23 protein-coding genes, 10 tRNA genes and 1 other RNA gene are annotated in these 20,852 nt (G+C 28.8%); 6 read left to right on the forward strand and 28 right to left on the reverse strand.

Annotation, left to right across the window (positions count from 1 at the left end; genetic code table 11):
- Positions 1 to 46: 46 nt before the first annotated feature.
- Entirely contained in the window at positions 47 to 238 is a 192-nt protein-coding gene (locus tag ACLVEP_RS08920) for a helix-turn-helix domain-containing protein (RefSeq protein ID WP_412584339.1), read from the forward strand.
- A 68-nt stretch (positions 239 to 306) separates the two neighbouring features.
- On the opposite strand, the gene ACLVEP_RS08925 is transcribed toward ACLVEP_RS08920, so the two are convergent.
- The 7 genes from ACLVEP_RS08925 to ACLVEP_RS08955 all read right to left on the reverse strand — a co-directional run bounded on the left by ACLVEP_RS08925 (position 307) and on the right by ACLVEP_RS08955 (position 7,578).
- On the reverse strand, positions 307 to 459 hold the full coding sequence (locus ACLVEP_RS08925) for a hypothetical protein (protein WP_317999381.1): 153 nt from the start codon (positions 457 to 459) through the stop codon (positions 307 to 309).
- Between the two features lie 266 nt (positions 460 to 725).
- On the reverse strand, positions 726 to 1,802 hold the full coding sequence (locus ACLVEP_RS08930; protein ID WP_412584318.1) for a hypothetical protein: 1,077 nt from the start codon (positions 1,800 to 1,802) through the stop codon (positions 726 to 728).
- Positions 1,803 to 2,535: 733 nt separating this feature from the next.
- Positions 2,536 to 2,885: a transfer-messenger RNA gene (ssrA, locus tag ACLVEP_RS08935) on the reverse strand.
- A 3-nt stretch (positions 2,886 to 2,888) separates the two neighbouring features.
- Complete coding sequence (smpB, locus tag ACLVEP_RS08940) at positions 2,889 to 3,335, reverse strand: SsrA-binding protein SmpB (RefSeq protein WP_032089679.1); 447 nt, start codon at positions 3,333 to 3,335, stop codon at positions 2,889 to 2,891.
- Between the two features lie 17 nt (positions 3,336 to 3,352).
- On the reverse strand, positions 3,353 to 5,533 hold the full coding sequence (gene rnr / locus ACLVEP_RS08945; protein WP_412584319.1) for a ribonuclease R: 2,181 nt from the start codon (positions 5,531 to 5,533) through the stop codon (positions 3,353 to 3,355).
- A gap of 46 nt (positions 5,534 to 5,579) precedes the next feature.
- Positions 5,580 to 5,810: a preprotein translocase subunit SecG gene (gene secG, locus ACLVEP_RS08950; protein ID WP_022001041.1), complete on the reverse strand. Its 231-nt coding sequence runs from the start codon at positions 5,808 to 5,810 to the stop codon at positions 5,580 to 5,582.
- 88 nt (positions 5,811 to 5,898) lie between these two features.
- Complete coding sequence (locus ACLVEP_RS08955; protein WP_412584321.1) at positions 5,899 to 7,578, reverse strand: MraY family glycosyltransferase; 1,680 nt, start codon at positions 7,576 to 7,578, stop codon at positions 5,899 to 5,901.
- 124 nt (positions 7,579 to 7,702) lie between these two features.
- Here ACLVEP_RS08955 and ACLVEP_RS08960 point away from each other — a divergent pair, with 124 nt between their 5' ends.
- A complete protein-coding gene (locus ACLVEP_RS08960) occupies positions 7,703 to 8,851 on the forward strand; it encodes a DUF871 domain-containing protein (RefSeq protein WP_317999371.1) in 1,149 nt (382 codons plus the stop codon).
- Positions 8,852 to 8,892: 41 nt separating this feature from the next.
- Here the strand turns inward: ACLVEP_RS08960 and ACLVEP_RS08965 are convergent, their stop codons facing one another.
- From ACLVEP_RS08965 to ACLVEP_RS08990, 6 genes are all read right to left on the reverse strand, one after another.
- On the reverse strand, positions 8,893 to 9,525 hold the full coding sequence (locus ACLVEP_RS08965; protein WP_412584322.1) for a hypothetical protein: 633 nt from the start codon (positions 9,523 to 9,525) through the stop codon (positions 8,893 to 8,895).
- Positions 9,526 to 9,561: 36 nt separating this feature from the next.
- Positions 9,562 to 10,335, reverse strand: coding sequence for an HAD family hydrolase (locus tag ACLVEP_RS08970; protein WP_412584324.1), 774 nt, complete (start codon positions 10,333 to 10,335; stop codon positions 9,562 to 9,564).
- An 88-nt stretch (positions 10,336 to 10,423) separates the two neighbouring features.
- Positions 10,424 to 11,413 (reverse strand): rod shape-determining protein, encoded by a 990-nt coding sequence (locus ACLVEP_RS08975; protein WP_022001045.1) that lies wholly within the window; start codon positions 11,411 to 11,413, stop codon positions 10,424 to 10,426.
- A 105-nt stretch (positions 11,414 to 11,518) separates the two neighbouring features.
- Entirely contained in the window at positions 11,519 to 12,145 is a 627-nt protein-coding gene (locus ACLVEP_RS08980) for a M23 family metallopeptidase (RefSeq protein WP_317999368.1), read from the reverse strand.
- 33 nt (positions 12,146 to 12,178) lie between these two features.
- A complete protein-coding gene (spoIID, locus tag ACLVEP_RS08985) occupies positions 12,179 to 13,072 on the reverse strand; it encodes a stage II sporulation protein D (protein WP_412584325.1) in 894 nt (297 codons plus the stop codon).
- A gap of 23 nt (positions 13,073 to 13,095) precedes the next feature.
- Entirely contained in the window at positions 13,096 to 13,296 is a 201-nt protein-coding gene (locus ACLVEP_RS08990) for a DUF1146 domain-containing protein (RefSeq protein ID WP_412584327.1), read from the reverse strand.
- Between the two features lie 54 nt (positions 13,297 to 13,350).
- On the opposite strand from ACLVEP_RS08990, the gene ACLVEP_RS08995 reads away from it, so the two are divergent.
- Positions 13,351 to 13,770, forward strand: a complete 420-nt coding sequence (locus tag ACLVEP_RS08995) for a hypothetical protein (protein ID WP_412584328.1) — start codon at positions 13,351 to 13,353, stop codon at positions 13,768 to 13,770.
- Between the two features lie 31 nt (positions 13,771 to 13,801).
- Here ACLVEP_RS08995 and ACLVEP_RS09000 read toward each other — a convergent pair.
- The 10 genes from ACLVEP_RS09000 to ACLVEP_RS09045 all read right to left on the reverse strand — a co-directional run bounded on the left by ACLVEP_RS09000 (position 13,802) and on the right by ACLVEP_RS09045 (position 14,746).
- Positions 13,802 to 13,877, reverse strand: a tRNA-Glu gene (locus ACLVEP_RS09000).
- Positions 13,878 to 13,880: 3 nt separating this feature from the next.
- Positions 13,881 to 13,956, reverse strand: a tRNA-Asn gene (locus tag ACLVEP_RS09005).
- Between the two features lie 13 nt (positions 13,957 to 13,969).
- Positions 13,970 to 14,043 (reverse strand) — tRNA-Gly (locus ACLVEP_RS09010).
- 76 nt (positions 14,044 to 14,119) lie between these two features.
- A tRNA-Gly gene (locus tag ACLVEP_RS09015) sits at positions 14,120 to 14,193 on the reverse strand.
- A gap of 6 nt (positions 14,194 to 14,199) precedes the next feature.
- A tRNA-Leu gene (locus ACLVEP_RS09020) sits at positions 14,200 to 14,288 on the reverse strand.
- A 13-nt stretch (positions 14,289 to 14,301) separates the two neighbouring features.
- Positions 14,302 to 14,377, reverse strand: a tRNA-Lys gene (locus tag ACLVEP_RS09025).
- Between the two features lie 8 nt (positions 14,378 to 14,385).
- Positions 14,386 to 14,461: transfer RNA gene (locus ACLVEP_RS09030), tRNA-Gln, on the reverse strand.
- A 13-nt stretch (positions 14,462 to 14,474) separates the two neighbouring features.
- A tRNA-Tyr gene (locus tag ACLVEP_RS09035) sits at positions 14,475 to 14,558 on the reverse strand.
- 4 nt (positions 14,559 to 14,562) lie between these two features.
- Positions 14,563 to 14,638, reverse strand: a tRNA-Thr gene (locus ACLVEP_RS09040).
- A 32-nt stretch (positions 14,639 to 14,670) separates the two neighbouring features.
- Positions 14,671 to 14,746, reverse strand: a tRNA-Val gene (locus ACLVEP_RS09045).
- A gap of 184 nt (positions 14,747 to 14,930) precedes the next feature.
- Between ACLVEP_RS09045 and galE the strand changes: the two genes are divergently transcribed.
- Complete coding sequence (gene galE, locus ACLVEP_RS09050; RefSeq protein ID WP_412584330.1) at positions 14,931 to 15,932, forward strand: UDP-glucose 4-epimerase GalE; 1,002 nt, start codon at positions 14,931 to 14,933, stop codon at positions 15,930 to 15,932.
- Between the two features lie 74 nt (positions 15,933 to 16,006).
- Positions 16,007 to 16,426: a hypothetical protein gene (locus tag ACLVEP_RS09055; protein ID WP_318000069.1), complete on the forward strand. Its 420-nt coding sequence runs from the start codon at positions 16,007 to 16,009 to the stop codon at positions 16,424 to 16,426.
- Between the two features lie 28 nt (positions 16,427 to 16,454).
- Here the strand turns inward: ACLVEP_RS09055 and alr are convergent, their stop codons facing one another.
- A complete protein-coding gene (alr, locus tag ACLVEP_RS09060; RefSeq protein ID WP_412584331.1) occupies positions 16,455 to 17,555 on the reverse strand; it encodes an alanine racemase in 1,101 nt (366 codons plus the stop codon).
- A gap of 60 nt (positions 17,556 to 17,615) precedes the next feature.
- Positions 17,616 to 18,596: a LolA family protein gene (locus tag ACLVEP_RS09065; protein ID WP_412584332.1), complete on the reverse strand. Its 981-nt coding sequence runs from the start codon at positions 18,594 to 18,596 to the stop codon at positions 17,616 to 17,618.
- Between the two features lie 93 nt (positions 18,597 to 18,689).
- Here ACLVEP_RS09065 and ACLVEP_RS09070 point away from each other — a divergent pair, with 93 nt between their 5' ends.
- The gene (locus ACLVEP_RS09070) at positions 18,690 to 18,893 is read left to right on the forward strand and encodes a DUF378 domain-containing protein (RefSeq protein WP_032089665.1); all 204 of its coding nucleotides are present in this window, start codon (positions 18,690 to 18,692) and stop codon (positions 18,891 to 18,893) included.
- Positions 18,894 to 18,898: 5 nt separating this feature from the next.
- Here ACLVEP_RS09070 and ACLVEP_RS09075 read toward each other — a convergent pair whose 3' ends face one another.
- The 3 genes from ACLVEP_RS09075 to ACLVEP_RS09085 form a co-directional block, all read right to left on the reverse strand.
- Complete coding sequence (locus tag ACLVEP_RS09075; protein ID WP_412584334.1) at positions 18,899 to 19,519, reverse strand: HAD family hydrolase; 621 nt, start codon at positions 19,517 to 19,519, stop codon at positions 18,899 to 18,901.
- Positions 19,520 to 20,218 (reverse strand): purine-nucleoside phosphorylase, encoded by a 699-nt coding sequence (deoD, locus tag ACLVEP_RS09080; RefSeq protein ID WP_412584336.1) that lies wholly within the window; start codon positions 20,216 to 20,218, stop codon positions 19,520 to 19,522.
- A gap of 63 nt (positions 20,219 to 20,281) precedes the next feature.
- Positions 20,282 to 20,740: a hypothetical protein gene (locus ACLVEP_RS09085; protein WP_412584338.1), complete on the reverse strand. Its 459-nt coding sequence runs from the start codon at positions 20,738 to 20,740 to the stop codon at positions 20,282 to 20,284.
- Between the last annotated feature and the right edge of the window lie 112 nt (positions 20,741 to 20,852).

The following is a 20,852-nucleotide window of genomic DNA, read 5'->3' on the forward strand; positions in this document are numbered from 1 at the left end:
AAGTTTTATTCACCAAAATTATTATAAAAGTATTTCTTTACAAGATATTGCTGAAAGTGGAAATATGAGCATAGCTCAATGTTATCGTTATTTTAAAATGATTGTTAAAATGTCTCCTTATGATTATTTAATTCACTATCGTTTATTAAAAAGTATTGATTATCTTTTAGATTCTACTTTCAATATTACTGAAATTTCTAAAAAAAATGATTTTCAAAATGTAAATCACTATATTTAAACATTTAAAAATACCAAAAAGAGCATAGAAAAAGGAATTTACAATAATGCGAATTCCTTTTCATTCTTTCATTTGACAATTTCCATCCAACATAAATAATCAGCAATTTTTACCTTCATCCCTTCTAGAATATGAACTCTTTGAAGAGGCGTCACTAAAGATTCTAATGTTCTCCAAAACACTTTTTCGCTCATTTCTTTATTATTTATATAGAATTTCATTTTGATTCCCTACCCTTTTTATATTTTTTATAAGACAACCAAAATTAATTTTAGCACAACACTCTTTTCAGTTCTATATTTCAAAAACATCTCTAAGTCGTATATGTCCATTACTTCTTTTTTCATTAATACATCCGAATATTTAATTTTTAAACAAGATTAGTATACCATGTTTGAAAAGTACAAACAAGAATACGAGAATTACATAATTCTTCAGTATTCTTGTTCTATATATTTATTGCTACAATTAGCAATCTTTTTTATATTTAGTTACTTTCGTCCTCTGAAGTATCATGAACTTTATATTCTTCTAAATACATACTGACTTCTTGATAATCAGTTGAATGTCTAGAACGACCTGTACATTGTCCATTTCGTCTATATATACTCATTACAGAATCTATATCTTCTATAGCTAAATCTTGTAAATGTTTCTTAAAAAAGTTCATGAAACCATCAGCATCATATAATGTCATTGAATAAAGTGGTTGTTGAACTATACTGTTATCTTTGAAAAATTCATATGGGGTTTTATTAGAACGTGGATAAAATAGTCTATAATATTTTATCCCATTTGGATTCAGTAAAATTTCGTTGCTGATATATTCAAACAATGACACATCTTCTTTGATTATATCCAATAAAATTGGAAAATTTAAAATAAGTTCTATTAAGGATTGTTTTCTTTCAGAAGAGTTTTCTAAATTTTCAATACTAATACTTAATAATTTTTTTCTAACATCTTCTTCTTTAAATAATCTTTCAAACCCATTTTTCCTTATATGATCTGTCATAGCGTAAACAAATGCAAATAATCCATAAGCATTTCTTTCCGCATCTTTATCAGTAGTAATAAATAATAATTTTAAAAATGTTTTATACGACATTTTTAGTGAATCATATGTCATACGTTCCAAATAGTTTTTGGTTATTTCATTTTTTATTCTATCATCTAAACCATTTTCTGAAATATCATCAATAGTCTGTGAATAATTTTCAACCTTATCTTGCACTAGAGAGAATAAATCCATAATAAATGGTGCTTTAACAGAAAGTATATTATCATACATTGAACATATTAACATTCTAGCTTGATAATCCTCTGGAACATATAATGTATTATCATTGACCTTCAAATGAGCACATTTGTGTCTACACTCTATTAAATAATTTACGTCCTCTGTAAATCGATTAAAATACAACTTACAATTTTTATTAAAGAATTCAATTATTTTCTTTTCGACTTCTAAATATTTTTCATTTTTTAAAATTAATTCATTAATTTCTGCTAATTTTTCCTCAGCCTTATTATTTCCCTCACTTGCCATAGTTTGTAATTTCATAAACAAATCATAAATAACAAATGAATATAACAAAACAATAGTTGCCCTATAATTTTTACTATAGTAACATTGTAAAATTTCTTCAAAATATTGTCGAAAACTCTTAAATCTCTTTCATCAAATAGCATATTTCTTCTCCTTTACATATTTTTAAATTAAAATAATTTGATATTATTTATTATTTTAATAATATCAAATATTACATTTTTCAACAAATTTTACTAAATAAACTTGTTTATATTATCATAACATTTATTTTAATTTACTCATAGTAAATTCACACTTTTGATTATCTATCATTTCTTTCATTGTACCACCTTCTTTCATAAAAAAAGATAGTAAGTCTTCTGATCTACTATCTTATCATTCATATTCACTTTTAAAAGCATTACACTATTTCAATCCAACATAAGTAATCGGCAATCTTCACTTTCATTCCATCCAAGATATGTACTCTTTGTATTGGACTTACTAATGATTCTAGTGTTCTCCAAAATACTTTTTCACTTAATTCTTTGTTGTTAATATAAAATTTCATTTGGTTTCCTGCTTTCTTTTAATGACATCCATTTTACCTCATCTCTGAAGTAAAAAATAGCGATTTTTAGGTAGTGACACCCTTTTATATGGGTGACATCCACGTAAATCGCTATTTTTTGATTCTTTAAAATATCTTAAAAAACGTTGATTTCATCGGTATTTTTTCGATGACATCCATTTTAACTCTTAATTTTGGTGGAGATGGCGGGAATCGAACCCGCGTCCAAAAGCAATTCCTCCAAAGCGTCTACAGTTTAGTCCATTGAATAATTTAACTTGGCTACAATCAACGAACAATTTTACACCAAGCGATTCTTTAAATTTTCGTGGTTAAAGTCAAGACTCCTTCAACCCTTATCCTAAAAGTTATAATACTAACAAATAGCTATAGGCTCACTAAATGTTAGCAGCTTTCATGTCTATGTCGACTAAGCGAAAGCGTAATTAGTTTGTCTGTTTCCAGTTATTTTTTGTTTGAGTTTAACGTACTCCAACGACTGCAGCTAAGGTCAAACATACCCCTGTCGAATCCAAGACATCCCCAGATTAGTAGTAATTTTTAAGAGACTTTTCGATATCTCTTTTTGCAGCTTTTTCTTTTAGATCATTACGTTTATCATAAAGTTTTTTACCTTTAGCAAGCGCAATTTCTAATTTAGCTTTAGATCCACTAAAATACATTTTAGTAGGTACGACAGTTAAGCCACCTTCTTTTAACTTATTAGTTATTTTAAGGATTTCTTTTTTATGAAGCAAGAGTTTTCTTGTTCTTCTTGCTTCATGATTAAAGATATTTCCATGATCATAAGGAGCGATATGCATGTTTTCTACATAAACTTCGTTATTTTTGATTCTTACAAAAGAATCTTTTAAATTCACATTACCTAAACGCACAGATTTAATTTCAGTTCCTTTTAATTCAATACCTGCTTCATAAGTATCTAACAAGAAATAATCATGATGTGCTTTTTTATTTTGAGAAATGATCTTCATACATATCACCACCTTTTCTATCTTCTTTTTCTTTTAAACTTTTGTTTTGGCTTTCTATCTCGTCGCTTATTTATTATAACAGTTTTTTTCTTCTTTTTGTTAGATTTCATACCAACAATTTGAAAATCTATTGTTTTTTCTCTTTTTGAAGCAGCTGAAACCTTAATTTTGACTTTATCAGACATCTTAAATCGTCTTCCAGTTCTTTTTCCAATTAATTGTAGATTTATGTCATCAAAATAATAGAAATCATCTACAAGATCTTCCATACGAATTAATCCTTCAATTGTATTTGGAAGTTCAACAAACATACCAAAGTTTGTAATTGAAGAAACAATTCCTTCAAAAGTTTCACCAATATGGTCTTCCATATATTCAGCCATCTTCATATCATCTACTTCACGTTCAATATCAATTGCTTTTCTTTCAAGCGAAGAAGCTTGATCAGCAACATTTTGCATAATAGAAGCAAAATGAAAAAGAGTTTCTTGATCTAATTTCTTTTTAAATAAATACGTACGTATCAAACGATGAACCATTAAATCAGGATAACGTCTAATTGGTGATGTAAAATGTGTATAATATTCATCCGCTAAACCAAAATGTCCTAAACATTGTTCATCATATCTTGCCTTTGCCATACAACGAAGAAGTAATGTAGAAATAATCACATGTTCATCTGTTCCTTTACTTGCTTCAACGATTTTACTTAATTCTTTAGAATGAATATCTTCTAACGAACCTTTTATTGTATAACCTAGAGTTCTAGAAATTGTAGAGAATTTTCTTAATTTATCTACCTTAGGATTTTCATGAACACGATAGATAAATGGTAAATCAAGCCATTTAAAATGTTTTGCAACTGTTTCATTAGCAACTAACATAAATGATTCAATAATACGGTCACTTTCTCCACGTTGTCTTAAAACAACATCTGTTGGTTTACCTTTTTCATCAACTAATACTTTAGCTTCATTTGTATCAAAATCGATTGCTCCACGATCTTCTCTTGTTTTTTGTAAAATTTCAGCAAGTTCTTTCATTAAGAAAAATAAATCACATACATGGCTATACTCTTCTTGTAGTTTTTCATCCCCTGCAAGTATTTTATTAACATTATTATAAGTCATTCTTTCAGTTGAATTAATAACTGATTCAACGATATCATGATCAATGACTTCCCCTTGAGGGGTAATTTCCATAAAACATGAAATTGCAAAACGATCCACATGAGGATTGAGTGAACAAATTCCATTAGATAATTTATGAGGAAGCATTGGAATAACACGATCCACTAAATAAATAGAAGTTCCTCTTGCAAGTGCTTCTTTATCTAATTCAGATCCTTCTTCTACATAATAAGAAACATCAGCAATATGTACCCCTAAATAATAATTTCCATTCTTTAATCTTCTTAAAGAAATTGCATCATCTAAGTCCTTGGCATCATCACCATCAATCGTAACAATCGTTTCATTTCTTAAATCAGTTCTTGTTTTAGCTTCTTCTTGATCAATTTCATTTTCAATTGATTCGATTTGTTCATAAACTTCTTTAGGAAATTCAACATGTGCTTCATGTTGAGAAACAACAGATAAAATATCAACCCCTGGATCTCCTACATGTCCTAAAATTTCTACGACATTTCCTTTTAAATAAGGTTTATACGTTTTAATTTCAACAACAACTTTATGTCCAGCTACTGCACCATGACTATGTGCATGATCTATATAAATAGGTTGTGTAAACTTTTGATCATCCGCATCAAAAACAAGTTCTCTTTTAGCGTTTTTCAACAGCCCAACAAGTCTTGTTTGTCCTCTTTCAATAACTTTAACAATTCTACCTTCTTGACGCGATCCTGTTTGATGCTTTTTAAGTTCAACCATGACTGTATCCATATTAAAAGCATCTTTTAAATCTCTTGAAGAAATAAAAATATCATCACTTTCTTCATCAATAATGACAAAACCAAAACCTCTTTTATTAATATGTAAAACACCTACAATATAATTAGAATTTTCTATTAATAAATATTCATTTTTATCATTTCTTACAATTTTACCCTCATCTTCTAATTGATTTAAAGCTTTAAGCAAAACTGTAAAACCTTCACTATTATTTAGATCTAATACATGTTGTAATTCATGAATTGATCTTTCTTTATCTTTTAATATATCCAAAATTCTTTCTTTCATCTTCTCACCTCCAAAAAAAATAGGACGCCTTGCGTCCTATTATTCATTAATTCATACGTAGTAGAATTGCGATCACGAAGAAGGCAATACTCAAAATCATTGTCATTCTAGACATTACTAAATCAACACCACGTTCTTTTTGTTCAGCAAAAAGATTTGAACTTTGACCAGTTAATGCATTAACAATATCATCTGATTTTCCACTTTGTAATAAACATAATATAATAAGAGCAACGGAAATAATAACCATAGCAACCTTTAAAATTGTTTCAAACATATTTTTAACCTCCTTCGATTAATTTAATACATTGCATAGCAAATATTATCATAAAATCCTCATAAACACAACATAATTTTAAAATAACTTATGCATTATCTAAACCACAAACATAATATCGATCATTTACTTTTACAACTGTTACATTAACAGTTGAATTAAACCCTTCAATTTCTTCATTAAATGTTAAAGAAATAAGAACATTATAGTAATCATTATCTTCTAATCCTGAAATTGTTACCTTTGAAGGTGAATAAGAAATAATATTATATTTTAAAACTTCTAATTCAGGATATTGATTTTTATAACTGTAAAATGAAGTTTGTGCATATTGACTAAAGTTTTCTACCATTTCTGGATACATATAATCAAGACCACCAATTTCATTTTTTTTCTTATCTACAAATGTATAATAATCACATACAAAATAAGCAGCTACTAATTGACATTCATCTTCTTCATTTTTATTTTTATAACTTACATCTAATCTTGCATAGATATTATTTAATAATTCACTTTCTCCTGATTTAACATAAGGAGATTGGACTGTTTCTGTTTTAAGAGGTAAAGGTGTATTTTTTAAAGACATTACATAACCTACTCCAACAATCATTAATAAACAAGCCATGGCAATAATCAAATGATCTCTCATTGCTTTTTGAGGTGTTCTTCTTTGACGATAACGTTCTAAAAATTTTATTTTAGGTAATTTATCAGAATCAATGAAAATGTTTATAATTGTAAGCAATGGTTTATATTTTCTTGATATCATATCTGTAACTTCAACAAATATTTCAAACATCATCATTAAAGTAATAAATAAAATAGTCCCTGCTGTTGGATTATAATAATATAAGTAAGATGATAATGAAAATAAAAATGTTACTAAATAAAGAACCAAAACACTTTTCCTTTGTCCTAAATTTAACTTAAACATCAAATTATGATGCAAATGTCCTCGATCAGCTTCACTAAATTTTTTATGATGAATTTTTCTTCTTAAAATAGCAATTAATGTATCCATAATAGGAACCATTAAAACAATAATAGGTGCTCCTAAAGTAAAGAAAGCAGAAGCATTATAACCAAATCCTAATAAAGAAATAACAGAAATCATAAAGCCAATATATAAAGCACCACAATCTCCCATAAAAACCTTAGCAGGATGAAAGTTAAAAAACAAAAATCCCATAATACTTCCTGCAAGAATAAGTGATAAAGATGCAATATCACTTCTTCCTGAAAGTAAGGATGTCATTGAAATTGTAACAAGTACAATAATTGAAATTCCCGCTGATAAACCATCTAGACCATCAATTAGATTGATTGCATTGGTAATACCTACTATCCAAAATAAAGTAACAACACCTGAAAGAAATGTCATTGCATCACTTGGAAAATAGCCAAATCCTTTAATATAAATTTCTCCATAAATAATCACAATAAACGCTGCAATGACTTCAAAAATCAATTTTACTTTAGGAGATAAATCATGACTATCATCATATAATCCCACCATAAAAATAATAAATCCTGCAACCATAATAGCATTTATTTGATGATCAGCTTTTAAAAATAACGCTGATCCAATGAGTGAACTTAAATAAATGGCATAGCCACCAATACGTGCTATTTCATGTTTATGAACTGTTCTTTTATTCATATGTGCAACAATTCCTAACTGATTTCCTGCTTTAATAACAAGTGGAATCATTAAAGCCGAAATAATCGTTGTTGCAACAAATGAAAGAATGACCGTAAGTGACATTTAGCCACCTCCTTTATGCCTATATTATTCATTATTTTTAAGTAAATTTCAACTTTTAAATGGTTCTATGACTTGTATTCAAGTAAAAACTTGTCTATACTAGTATATAAGGAGGAATGTGTTTATGCATAGTTTAGGAATCTCTGTTTATCCAGATAAAAGTGATATTAAAGAAGTCTATGATTATATGGAAACTGCTGCTAAATTAGGTTTTACTAGAATCTTTACTTGTTTTTTATCTATTCCAGATGATAAAAGAGAAAGTTATTTAAAAGAATTTAAAGGGTTCATGGATAAAGCTCATGAATTAGGATTTGTTGTTGCTGCTGATACAAATCCAGAAGTATTTAAATTGATTGGAGCTACTCCAAATAATTTAAAACCATTTGCTGATTTAGGATTAGATATTATTCGTTTGGATGGTAACTTTGGTACTCAAGGAGATATTGCTGTTACTAGAAATCCTTATGGTATCAAAATTGAATTTAATGCTAGTATGGATGCTGGTGTTGATTTATTAATTAAAAACGGTGGAAATAAAGATCAAATCATTATGTGTCATAACTTCTTCCCAGAAAGATACACTGGGTTAGATTTTGATTTATTCCAACAATTCAATAAACAATGGAAAGCTTTAAATCTTCATACAGCTGCCTTTGTTTCAAGTCATAATGATCCAACAATTGGTCCTTGGGAAGTATTCTGTGGTTTACCTACAGTAGAAATCATGAGACCTTTACCAATTGAAGTACAAGCAAGATATTTATTAGCTACTGGAGATGTTGATGATATTATCGTTGGTAACTATCCAGCTAGTACAGAAGAATTAGAAGCATTATCAAAAATCAATTTCCAAGCTTTAGAATTACGTGTTGAAGAAGTACCAGAAATTACTGATAATGAAAAATACATCATGTATGAATTCGCACCACACTGGGATAGATATGATCATTCATCATTCATGTTAAGATCAAGCTTCCCAAGACTTCAATTCAAAAACCAAGCAACTGTTCAAGATTCAGGATTTGGTGATAAAAAAGAAGCTAAAGAAGACAAATCTATTCCACATCATGATTGTGGTAAAAAAGTATTCACTCGTGGAGACATTTTAGTAGTTAATGATAACTTAGCTCATTATCGTGGAGAATTAGAAGTTGTCTTAACTGAAATTCCAAATGACGGTGAAAGAAACTTAATTGGTAAAATTAAAGATGAAGATTTAGGTTTATTAGATTTCATTAAACCAGGTCAACATTTCAAATTTATTAAATAATTGAAAAAGGGCTTTTGCCCTTTTTATTTTGTTTTATTTTCTTAACGACTTAAGATGAATTTATTAATCACATCTTGTTCTTGAACATTATTCCCTTTTAAAGAATACCAATTCTTATAATATTTATTAGAATTACATCTATTATTTAAAACCATCCCACTTGGATGTATGAAATAAGCAACGCCCTGTATTTTTTCATCTTTCATAACTCTCGTATAATCTTTTCTAGCAATATTTCCTACCAATAAAAAATAAGTTGGTTTATTTATTTCTTCAACTAATTCTTTTATATTCTTCATATTATCTATATCATTAGAAAGTTTACTATTTGTTAGTATAATAGAATATTTTCTATATAAATATTGTGCAAATTGTTGAGCATCAACATTATTTTCTCTTAAAAAACATAATACTTTAAGTCCATTGATATTATTTTTAAATAATAAATTAAAAATCATTTCCAATGAGTCTTGAATTTTTATCCAATTTGTTACTAGAAAAGCCACTGAGTTTCCTAATTTGTTATATGGATAAATAAAATGACTTACTTCAAATTTAACATCATTTAATTTAATCTTATAAGGTTGTTTCCCTATAATTACTTTCAATTCACTTGTATCACTATCTTTTAATTCAAATATTTCTTCAAACTTATTTTCCCAATCATAATACATGAAATACCTCTTATAGATTTATTCGTATTTTTATAATCAATCTATTGTTTTTAAATATTCTTCTAAACCATTTTCATCCACATGCCCAATAACTTCATCAGCTACTTCTTTTAATTGATCAACAGCATTTTTCATAGCAATTCCATGACCAACATATTTAATCATTTCTAAATCATTTAAGCCATCCCCAAAAGCATAACTATGATCTTTATCAATATTCAAATGTTCTAAAACTTTTTCCACACCAGTTGCTTTAGAAGTATCTAAAGCACATATTTCAAATGAATTAGCTGTTCCATGATGATCAAAATAAAATTTATCAGCAATATAATCAATGATTTTATCATGATCTTTTTTAGCACTTACTTCTATTTTTAAAGTACGATGCATTACTTCTTCTTTATCAAAATTTGTTATTAATTTTTCATGACGAATATCACAAATTTTAAAGAATTCAATAAAATCATGATAAGCAGGATCAATATAACAATCTGTTGCTGTTTCATAATTATATTCACAATCAATACTTTCTAACATTTTCATTAAACCAACCACTTTTTCATAGGGAATCCTATTTTCAAAAATAATTTCATGATTTAATTCCACATGTGCTCCATTACATAAGACAAAACCATCAAATCCAGCATCTATAATTTGTTTTGAAATAAACGCTATAGGTCTTCCCGAAGCAACAAAAAGATAATGACCTGCATCTTTTAATCTCTTAAGCTCTTTCTTTACTCCTTCTGGTATTTTTAATTCACTATTTAATAATGTTCCATCTATATCAAAAAATAATACTTTTTTCATCATTTTCACCTCAAACGGGATTGTATCATTTTTTATTATTCAATTTGTATAATTTCTATATAAGAAAAAAAACTGTTCAAAGAACAGTTTATTTCATATAGTGTAAGTTTTCTAACATCACACCGCATCCATTAGCAACACAATTTAATGCATCATCTGCTACGAATACAGGAACATTTAATTCAGATTCTAATAATCTATCTAAACCAGTTAATAAAGCTCCTCCACCTGTTAAGAAAATACCACGTGATACGATATCAGCAGCTAATTCTGGTGGTGTTTGTTCAAGAACGTGTTTTGTTTCTTTAACAATTGTTGCACAAGTTTCTCTAAGTGCTAATTCAGTTTCATTTGATGTAATAGTAATTGTATGTGGTAATCCAGTTACTAAATCTCTACCACGTACTTCAAAAGTTTTATCTGATGAACCTTTTACAGCAGAACCAATTTCTAATTTAATTTGTTCAGCAGTACGATCACCAATTAATAATTTATATTTATCTTTAACGAATTTAATAATGTCAGCATCCATAACGTCACCAGCAATTTTTAATGATGAACTTGTTACAATATCACCTAAAGATAATACAGCAATATCAGTAGTTCCTCCACCAATATCAATAACCATATTACCTGTTGGTTTATTAATTTCAAGACCAGCACCAATTGCTGCTACTTTTGGTTCTTCTTCAATAAATACCTTTTTAGCTCCACATCTTTCAGCAACATCTCTAATTGCTGATTTTTCAATTGAAGTAATGTTAGATGGACAACAAATCAAGATTGTTGGTCTAGCAAAAATTCCTTTTAAATTTAATTTATTAATAAAATGAGTTAATAAGATTTCAGTAATTCTAAAATCAGCAATAACTCCATCTTTTAATGGTCTAATTGCTTGAACCCTACCAGGAGTTTTACCTAACATATCTTTTGCTTCTTGTCCTACAGCTAATGGCTTTTTAGTTTCTTCATCTATTGACACTACTGAAGGTTCATTGACTACAATACCTTCACCTTTGACATAAATTAATATATTTGCAGTACCTAAATCGATACCAATTTCTTTTGATAATGCCATTATTTTTCCTCCTTGTATGTTTTTTCCTCAATATTGTATCACGATTTTATTGAATTACAAGGTAAAAAAACAAAAGACACTATTTTTTTTATAAATATAAATTTATCATGATGTTGTCTTAATTTTTTCAATTTTTTGACCAAAATATTTATTTGGATTTACTGTTTGATCATTTATCGAAACAATAAAATGTACATGCTTTTTAAGAGAAGATTGATACACATTATTTCCTGCCTTACCAATGAGATCCCCTTGTTTAACTTGGTCACCCTTTTCAACTTTAATATCATCTAAAGATTGATAAACTGTTTGAAGGCCCTTTTGATGCTCAATTGTCACGATCCACCCTAGTAAAGAATCATTTTCTTTTCTAACAACCGTTCCACTTGCACTTGCATAAACTTCGAAATCTTCATTATCTTTTGTATAATCTATTCCATCATTAGGTCGATAAACCCCTTCAAAATAAACTAAGGCATTTTCTAATTCTTCATCAGATAAAGAAGTATCATAAAATCCTTTACTTACTTTAACATCATCATTAACTGGTTTTTTTAAAACTTCACTTTCTTGATTATTTTTATCTTTAGTTTCTACTGAAACAACTGGAACATCCTCAAACGGTTTTAAATTTTTAACAATTTCTTGAATAACTCCAGCCCCTATTAAAAACAATAAAAGTGATGTCATAAAAATAAATGTCTTCTTATTCCTCTTCAATAATCCTTTCATGAATTTCACCTCTTAAGAAGTGTAACCATAAAATTATTCTTTATTCTTTGAAATCACTACTCCTTGATAATAATGTTTTAAAATAGCTTGATAATCATATCCTTCCTTTGCCATTCCTTGTGCTCCATATTGAGACATTCCAACACCATGACCACTTCCTTTAGTCACAAAAACATATGAATTTCCTTCTTCAATAATTTCAAAATCACTTGAAGCAAGTTGTAACTTTTCTCTTATTTCTCTACCACTATATTGTTTTTGATTAATTACAATTGTTTTTACACGTCCACTTGGATAACGTTTTAAACTATGATATTGAAATGAACCTCCAAAAAGAGAATTGAGCTGTGCTGAAGTATACTTTACTTTTCTTGTAAATTTAGGATCATACTGTTTATCCCAATGTGAATCTACAGAGATTAAATATGGTTGACTAGATCCTTGAAAATAGTTTTCTACATTTTCGCTTTTTCCATTACTGCTTGAATAAAAAAGTGCAGAAATACACTTACCCTGATAAGTTAAAATCTCACCTCTTGTTTCAACAATCGCCTTTTTAACCTTTTCTTTATACTCTTCATAATGGTCACTCCACGAAACTTTCATTTGTGCATCATCTAAATAAACCTGCGTATTGGTTGTATTATCTACACTTAATAAACGTGAATAAACAAAAGTACGACTTGCGACAACTTGAGCTTTAATAGCTTCTAATTCAAAGCTTGCTGGCATTTCACCTGCAACAACCCCTAATAGATAATCATCTAAAAGAATTTGTTGTGTTTGATTTCCAACTGTAACATTTACATAGACATCCTTTTTTTCTCCTTTATATAAAGAATCACTTTTTTTCAAAGGTTTATAAAGTAATAAAAGTGAAATTAAAATAAATAAAATAATAAATAATTTAAAAAAAATAGTTTTCATATTTTAATATATGAAAACTATAATCAAAAATGTATTGTTACAAAATCTAAAATAAAAGAAGCAAATAAATATCCTAAGGATACAGATGCTACAATATATAAACAATAAAACTGTCTTATCTTTCCTTTAATAATATATTTTTCATAATGAAAACAACTTAAACCATACATTGAAGATAAAATTGAAAATAAATAAACAATTAACTTTAATAACTGATATGACATATTTTTCTCCTCATATAACCCACTTACTTACATATAATAAATGGGGTGATTATTTTGACAAATCAAACTTTACAATATCTTATCTATAATCAACTATATTCAGCAAGCATGTATGAGCTATTAGCAAATCAAGCTCCTACAACAATATTAAAAACACAAATGAAACTCTATCAAGAAGAGACTCTTAACAATGCTTCATATCTTGATCGTTATTATCAAGAATTAAACACATCAAGTTATCATCCAATTGTTAAAGAACCAGTTGATCAAGGAAGCTTTAAAAAAAATATATATTGGATGTTAGAATATGAAGGATCTAGTACAAAAATATTTAGTGGTGAAAGTTTTAATGCGAATAATGATGAACAAATTAAAAATTTAACCTCTTATATTTCTTCTACTATTGATCAGAGAAATACTAAACTTACAAATATATATTTAAACATACTTGATGAAGAAATTGCTAAAAAATAAAAAACATCACCGAAGTGATGTAGTTTACAAATGGTGACTCGTACGGGATTCGAACCCGTGAATGCATGCGTGAAAGGCATGTGAGTTAACCGTTTCTCCAACGAGCCACATGGCGCTTGAAGTAGGACTCGAACCTACGACCGATCGGTTAACAGCCGATTGCTCTACCAACTGAGCTATTCAAGCCTATTCAATTAAATGGAGCGGGTGATGGGAATCGAACCCACGTAGTCAGCTTGGAAGGCTGAAGTTCTACCATTGAACTACACCCGCATTACTTAGTGCTCATTTATATTAGCACATTATTCAAGCGATTGCAAGAACTTTTTTAACTTTTTTATTTTTTTAATGGAGCGGGTGATGGGAATCGAACCCACGTAGTCAGCTTGGAAGGCTGAAGTTCTACCATTGAACTACACCCGCATTGAATGGTGCCCAGGGCCGGAGTCGAACCGGCACGGATTTTAAGGTCCGCAGGATTTTAAGTCCTGTGCGTCTACCAATTTCGCCACCTGGGCTTATTCAGTTAAATGGTGACCCGCAGGCGACTCGAACGCCTGACCCTCTGATTAAAAGTCAGATGCTCTACCAACTGAGCTAGCGGGTCATACCTTATGGCTGGGGTAGCTGGATTCGAACCAGCGCAATGACAGAGTCAAAGTCTGTTGCCTTACCGCTTGGCTATACCCCATTCATTAGATAGATGGTGGAGAGGAGTGGATTCGAACCACCGAACCAAAAGGAACTGAGTTACAGTCAGCCGCGTTTAGCCACTTCGCTACCTCTCCATCATGGTGCCGGCTAAAGGACTTGAACCCTCAACCTACTGATTACAAGTCAGTTGCTCTACCAATTGAGCTAAGCCGGCATCTTCTATAATTTATTTCAAACACTATTTAATGGTGGAGGCTAACGGGCTCGAACCGCTGACCCTCTGCTTGTAAGGCAGATGCTCTCCCAACTGAGCTAAGCCTCCTTGACTAGTGCCCACTTATAATAACATCTCTTACCCTATTCGTCAACAGTTTTTTACCAATTTTTTTATTTTTTTATAAATTTTATTTTTTTACCCATTCTATTTCCTTTTTTCACCTTTTTATTATATCATTATTTGTTATAATAGTATCGTAAATAAGCAAGATGCTATGGAGGATATAAAAATGAAAGTACTCGTTGCTGGTGGTGCTGGTTATATTGGTAGCCACATTTGTGTAGAGTTATTACAAGCAAATCATGAAGTCGTTGTAATTGATGATTTTTCTAACTCTAAACCAGAAGTTTTAGGATATATTAAAGATATCACAGGAAAAGAAGTTAAGTTTTATGAATTTAATATCTTAGATGAAAAGAAAACAGAACAAGTTTTTAAAGAAAATGATCTTGATGCTGTTATTCATTGTGCTGCTTTTAAAGCTGTAGGTGAATCTGTTGAAAAACCTATTGAATATTATACAAACAATTTAACAACAACTTTGATCGTTGCTAAAATGATGAAAAAATATCATGTCAACAATATTGTCTTTTCATCAAGTGCTACTGTTTATGGTGATCCTGAAGTTGTACCACTTACAGAAGATTGTAAATTAGGAGAAACAACTAATCCTTATGGAGCTAGTAAAGCGATGATGGAAAGAATTTTAACAGATGTTCAACATGCTTGTCCTGAAATGTCAGTGACATTATTACGTTATTTTAATCCAATTGGAGCTCATGAATCTGGATTACTTGGTGAAGATCCAAAAGGTATTCCTAACAATTTAATGCCATATATTATGAAAGTTGCTGCTGGAGAACTTCCTTGTTTAGGTGTTTTTGGTGATGATTATGATACACCTGATGGTACAGGTGTTCGTGACTATATTCATGTTGTTGACCTTGCTAAAGGTCATGTCTTAGCTATTGAAAAATATAGTAAACCAGGTTTACATATTTGTAACTTGGGAACTGGTCGTGGATATAGTGTTTTAGAACTTGTTCATGCCTTTGAAAGAGTAAATGGTGTTAAAGTCAAATATGAAATCAAACCTCGCCGTGCTGGTGATATTGCTACGTGCTATGCAGACCCTACAAGAGCTAAAGAAGAACTTGGTTGGGTAGCTACTAGAGGAATTGATGAAATGTGTAGAGACACATGGAATTTTGCTAAAACAAGAATGAAATAGCCTTAGGGCTATTTTTTTATTGTTTCTATAAGTAAAATTTGATATGATTATATGGTATAAAAGGAGGATCTTCTATGGGTTTTTTTAAAAAAATCGGGAAAGAAATAAGTGTTTTTGGACTTGTGCTTGTTGTTTTTATTGCATTATTTGCTTATAGACAAATAACACATGTTGAACTTACAACAATTTCCCAAGATAAATTAGAAGAAAAAATCAAAGATAAAGATAGTTTTGTTGTCGTTGTAGGTAGTGATAATGATAATACTACATTAAACTACAAAGATGTTTGTTTAAAATATTTAGAAAAAAATCATGGTGATAAAATTTACTATGTAAATTTAGCTAAAGAAAACAATGCTACAACATATATTCAAAAAACTTTTAAAACAGATGATGGATCAGTTCCTTCTACATTTGTTATGAAAAATGGAAAAGTAAAAATTCAAAAATCTGGTGCTTTATCATATTACAGAATTAGTGAATTATTCAAATAAAAAAGCGAACTCAACTGAGTTCGTTTTTTTATAACAGTTCTTTTATTTGTCCATTTTGAACATATACTCTTGGTACACGTTTAGAAATCAAACATAAAACTTCATATGAAATCGTATCTAAATCTTTAGCCATACTTTCAAGTGAAATATGTTCACCAAAAATTTCTACTTGATCTCCTATTTTCACATTTTCATCCACTCTGACCATCATTTGATCCATGCACACACGTCCAACAATTTCATAATATTTACCATTGATATAAACTTTACGTCCTTGATTTTTTCTAATAAAACCATCTGCATAACCAATAGGTAATGTTGCAATATATTCATCTTCTTTTGCAGTATAAGTTAAACCATACCCTACTTTATCTCCTGCAGGTATTTTTTTAATCATTGCTACTTTTGTATAAAGTGACATGACTTGTTTAAACTTTGTTTCTTCTTCACCATTTGGTGAACATCCATACATAGTAATCCCAAGTCTTCCCATATTAGATTTTTCATCACGATGATAAGTCATTGCTGCTGAGTTACAACAATGAATATATTTAAATTTACAATTACCTACCATTTCATAAAATAGACTTCTTTGTTTTTCAAATGCAACATCATCACCATCAGCTGTCGCAAAATGTGTAAAGATTCCTTCTACATTAAATTTATCAGGATTAACAAGTCTTAATAAAGTCGATAATTCTTCTTTAGACATTAAACCAATACGATGCATTCCAGTATCTAACTTGATATGCACTTTTAATGTTTGTCCTTCATCAATTAAATGATCTAATAATTTTAAATAAGCAACAGATACCATTGTTAGAGAAATATCATATTTAATAGCTAAATCAATATCTTCCTTACTTGTTGGAATAGCTCCTAAAATCAATATTCCCTTATCAATTCCTAATTCTCTTAATTCAATTGCCTCTTGAAGTGTTGCGACTGCAAACATTTCAATATAATCAATATCCTTTAAAAAACTAGCAACCTCTTTATATCCATGACCATAAGCATCCGCTTTAATAACAGCCATCAATGGTCTTTTAAATTCACTATGTGCCAATTCAACATTATATTTTAAATGGTCCAAATCTACAATTGCATACGTGTCACGCTTTAAATTCATAACGACACCTCCAAACAATAGTATAATCCAACCCATTTCATAATTCAATTTGAAATCTCTTTATTTTGTCGATGAAGTTTGCATACTTGTCATTACCGAAATCATTTCTTCTTTCGTTAAATCTTGTGAATATAAAGAACACATCATTCCATGATACATCATTGAGAGTTTTCCAGGTTGATAATAAGCAAATCCATCTATTAAATCAATAACTTCATCATTAGAAAACTGCATCACTTGTTGATTATTTACTTGTGTTTCAATCATTGTAAAACTTTTATCACCACTAAATTTAAGAATATGATTTTTATCTCCTTCTATTGAAGAAACTGTTTCACTTTCTAATTTAGCCCCTAATAAAGAAACAGGATATAATACATCACTACTAGCTGCTGTTTTAACATCTTTTTTTGCTTCTTTTAAGGCTTGGTTTTGATTAAAATGTTTGTTATTAAACTTTTTATTGCGATGAAATTCATTTACTTTACAAGTAACAATTTCTGTTTCATCTTGATCTAAACATAAAATAATTAATGGTTTAAGTTTTTTATCAAAAATCACTTCTTGTTTAATAATGCGAGAATCATTTGGATATTTTACTTTTGCTTCAACTTGATAACCTTTTTCAATCTTTTTTACCTTATTATTTTCTAAAATATTTAATAAGTAATGATAAATATAAGGTTTAGGACTATTTTCTGGCCAATCACTTTGAAACTTAAACATTTGATTAAGTGTTGGTGTTAAAACATAAACTCCTTTTTGATTTTTAATAATAATTTGTGATTGATTCAAACTTTTATCATAAAGTTCTACACGATAATATTTTTGTTTTTCTTTTTTTAAGTAATCTACTTTCACTTCATAGCTTTTAAGTTCATCATTTTGTGCCATTTCCATATCACAAACAAGTTGATAAGCATTCATACTTTTAGCTTCTTTCAACATTTCAGTTAATGAATTATTTTTGAATTTAAAAAAAACAATAATTCCTGTAGCACACATGACTAAAGCAATGATGACAATATATAATTTTTTCAAATCTATCCCTCCATTATAAAAGTATTCTTTATTTATTTTTATATGTATAAAATAAATAATTACGGATAGACTCTATTTAAGGAGGTTAAGAAAATGAATGCATTACAAAAAACAGCACTTGTCTTTACAGTGATTGGTGCTATTAATTGGGGCCTTATTGGTTTATTTAATTTTAATTTAGTAGATAGTTTATTTGGACAAAACAGTTTTTTATCAATGCTCATTTATATTGTTGTAGGAATAGCTGGACTCATTAATATTATGCTTTTCTTTACTGATTTAAATATAAAAGAGTAGCTTAGCTACTCTATTTCAAATGAGGACATATGTCCATCTTTAGTATCAATTTTAATACGATTTTTTACCATCTTTAACATCGGTATATCATGTAAAGAATCCGAATAGGCATAAGATAAGTCATAATCTATTTCTAGATTATGATTTTTTATCACTTCTTGGATTCTTTTTACCTTTTCTTCATTTTTACAGTTTTTACCAATCATTTGACTTGTATATTTACCATCTTTAATCACTGTTTTAGTACCTAAAATTTCATCTACTGGTAATTTACAAAAACGAAGATATGCTTCTACAGAAGCACTACATATATAAATGGTATATCCTTCTGCTTTTTTCTTTTTTAATTCTTCAATAACATTTAAATAATAACAAGGTTCTAATACTTCTTGATAAAACTTTTCAATTTCTTGATCAGACATCTTATCTAATGGATATAACCATGCTGATTTAGCTTTATTAAGTGGTTCTATCTTTAATAGATATAAAGCATAATGATAAACCACTTTTAATAATTTAAAAACAGATAGTGGATGTTTTTTTAAATAGTACTTTAAAAGTTTTCCACCAGAATCTCCATGAATTAAAGTATCATCAAAATCAAAAAATGCAAATTTAGTTAACACCTATGCAATCTCCAAAGCAACTTCCATCATTGCTGTGAAAGTTTTTTCTCTTTCTTCTGCTGTTGTTTCTTCATTTGTTACTAATGAATCTGAAACAGTTAATAAAGTTAATGCTTTTTTACCAGCATAAGCTGCATTTGCGAATAAAGCATATGATTCCATTTCAGTTGCTAAACATCCCATTTTAATCCATTTATCAGCTTTATTATCAGCATGATAGAAGATATCAGAAGATAAAATATTTCCTACATGGTAAGATAAGTTCTTTGCTTTTGCTCTTTCTACTGCTTTTTCTAATAAACCATAATCTGAAATAGCTGAATAAGTTCCAGGTACTTCAAATTGATGTGCATAATTAGAATCTGTACAAGCTCCTTGAACAATAATAATATCTCTTAAATGAACTTCTTCTTTAAAAGATCCACAAGATCCAATTCTAATAATATTTTCTACATCATAAAAGTTAAATAATTCATAACTATAAATACCAATACTTGGCATTCCCATACCTGAACCCATAATAGAAACTTCTTTTCCTTTATAAGTTCCAGTATATCCAAACATATTTCTTGTTGCATTAAATTGTTTAACATTTTCTAAATATGTTTCTGCTAAATATTTTGCACGTAAAGGATCTCCTGGCATTAAGACAGTTTTTGCGATATCTCCTTTATTAGCTTGATTATGTGGTGTTGCCATAACACTACCTCCTTTATATTCTCTTTCAAGTTTAACATATTCTTTTTCAATTGATAACAGATTTTAAGATTTTTGTACCTTTCCATCTTTTAAATAATAATAGGTTTCTATTTCAGCTGCTTCATTAAGCTTTTCTCCCTTAATAGCATTAACAAGATGTTTAACATAGTCATCTGCATTTCCTGCACCTAAAATAGCCATATATCCTTCTAAAAAGACCATTGGTCCATAACCATAATCATCTTCATTAAAATCAATAATTTGATCTATATGACTTTGATAACTTGCTTTCATTTCATCAAATGTTTTTTCATCATCCATATCATAAGCTTTTATTTTCATATGTGTTCCAAATTCTTTTTTAATAGCAGGAATAACATTCTTTTTAAAATATTGACAATTTGAACAATCTTTTAAATAAAAATAAGTCAAATGATAGGTTTCTTTCCATTCATTCTTTTGACAACCCACTAATGGGATTAATAATAAAATAATTAATAAAATTTTTTTTAATTTTTTCATGGTTTCACCTTTTCTATTTATAATGTTTTCTATTTGTTTTTCAATTATACATCAATTATTTTTGAATGAAAAGAAATGTGCTGAGAGATAAATAATATTAATAATAATACAT

Source organism: Faecalibacillus sp., from assembly GCF_047023275.1.
In the GTDB taxonomy this organism is placed as follows: Bacteria; Bacillota_I; Bacilli_A; order Erysipelotrichales; family Coprobacillaceae; genus Faecalibacillus.